Genomic DNA, 1,945 nt, shown 5'->3' with positions numbered 1-1,945 from the left:
TGGTGAGTCGGCGGCGGGAGTTTCACCCGCCGCCGCTCTAGGAACCGTGCGTGACACTCTCGCGTCACACGGCTCGAACTGTCGAACCGTCGGGTAGTGCGCCGTGTCGCCAGTGGATGAACATGCCTGGGTAGATGTCAGCGATCTGGGCGAGTCGCTCCCGGGCTTTGTGTGGCGATCGGTGCAGGTGTTTGAACTTCCGCATGGCCCACTTGACCAGATGTGGGTTGATGCGACAGGCCAGGAAGCTGATCAACTCTGCTTTGTAGAAGCGCCCGTAGTAGTTGATCCAGCCGGCCACGATGCGGTTGACCATCGCGGCGACTTCGTTGAAGGTCAGGGTGGTGCGGCGTCCGAGGCGCCAGGAGCGGATCTCGGCGGCCATGTGTGTCTTGGCCGTCGTGCTGACCGCGGGGAGGAACCCGGTTTTCCAGCCACCATCCCATTTTCGGGCGTAGCGTGGCCGGAAGGTGTAGCCCAGGAAGGTGAACTCGGCCGTTTCGTTCTGCCTGATCCGGCCATCCTGGTTGCAATACACGATCCGTGTCTTCTCCGGGTGGAGCACAAGCCCGAACCGTGCCAACCGTTCCTTGATCGATCTGCGAATGTAGAGGGCCTGCTTCTCACTGAAGCAGTGCACGACCACGTCGTCGCAGTACCGTTCGAACCTGACCGTTGATTGCGTCGACGCCAACCAGGTGTCGAACGCATAGTGCATGAACAGGTTTGTCAGCAACGGCGAGATCGCGGATCCTTGCGGGGTACCACGATCTCGCGTGAGGAGCGTGCCGTCGGGTTGTTGGACAGGCGCGGTGAGCCATCTGCTGATATACAACAGAACCCATGGCTTGTCGGTGTGCTTCCCCACTGCGCGGAGGATCGGTTCATGCGGCACGGTGTCGAAGAATGCTTGGATGTCAAGATCGATCACCCAGGACTGTGCCCAACACCGTTTCTGGCAGGTCGCGACCGCGTCCAGCGCGGAACGCCCGGGACGGTAGCCGTAGGAGTCCGGATGGAATATGGTGTCCACCACAGGTTCTAACACCATGGCCACCGCTGTCTGGGCGATCCGGTCGGCCACGGTCGGCACTCCCAGGACCCGCACGCCCGCCCCGCCCGCTTTCGGGATTTCCACCGCTCGCACCGGCGGCGGGAAGTAGCTTCCCGCCGACATCCGGTTCCAGATCTTGTACAGGTTTCTCTTCTCGTCCTGCGCGAAGTCTGTCAGCGACTGCCGGTCGACCCCGGCCGCTCCCTTGTTGGCCTTGACCTTCTGGTATGCCTCCCAGATAAGCATCTTCGGAATATCAAACGACTTTCCCGACGATCCTGGCTTGCTGATCTGACTCATCCCACCCAATCTTGGCGGTTGATCCGACTGGCAAGACCTGACAGCCCGTCCCCTTCGCTCCACTCCCATTACAGGAGCTTCACCGCTACTACGAGACGGTCCGCCCCCCTTGCTCCGCGACCGGTACTCACCCGCTCGACGGCTCTTCGCCGCTTGCGGTTACTCCCTCTGGCCACCAGCCTCAACCACTGGTGTCCACCTCGGAGCGAGGGGTTCTCCCGTTCCGTGCTGGAGCCTGGTCCGAGCTCGCGCCACCTATATGCCGGACACCGCCAGACCAGTAAGCAGGTTCCCGTCTGGCTCCTCCCGGGACAAACACCAGGCCCCGGTTTTGATGTCATCTCATGCCTTACGACACGTCATCGATGGTTCACTGTCGTTCGCCTTCTCGGACCACACCTTGCCGCATCCTGTGCGACCTTCTCCATGACGCTCACCACCACGCCTCATTCAACGCAGCAGCTCATGGCGGTTTGACACCATCCCCTGCAGAACGATGCCGAAGGGCCAACCTTCATCTCCAGCACAGCATTGCTCTCACGCGACTCTGGCTTCTACATCAGAACCTCGCAATCGCATTCGGGACACACG

The 1,945-nt window shown here is 61.3% G+C and carries 1 protein-coding gene; it reads right to left on the bottom strand.

Annotation, left to right across the window (positions count from 1 at the left end; genetic code table 11):
* Window positions 1-64: 64 nt before the first annotated feature.
* On the bottom strand, window positions 65-1,423 hold the full coding sequence (gene ltrA, locus EV192_RS53475; protein ID WP_243727662.1) for a group II intron reverse transcriptase/maturase: 1,359 nt from the start codon (window positions 1,421-1,423) through the stop codon (window positions 65-67).
* Between the last annotated feature and the right edge of the window lie 522 nt (window positions 1,424-1,945).

Origin of the sequence: Actinocrispum wychmicini (assembly GCF_004345645.1) — a bacterium.
GTDB classification, from domain to species: Bacteria; Actinomycetota; Actinomycetes; order Mycobacteriales; family Pseudonocardiaceae; genus Kibdelosporangium; species Kibdelosporangium wychmicini.
This window is presented reverse-complemented; position numbering and strand designations above follow the sequence as displayed.

Bases quoted from the DNA above. Each gene is read 5' to 3' on its own strand.
- ltrA (WP_243727662.1), bottom strand. From the start codon at position 1,423: ATGGGAGTGGAGCGAAGGGGACGGGCTGTCAGGTCTTGCCAGTCGGAT.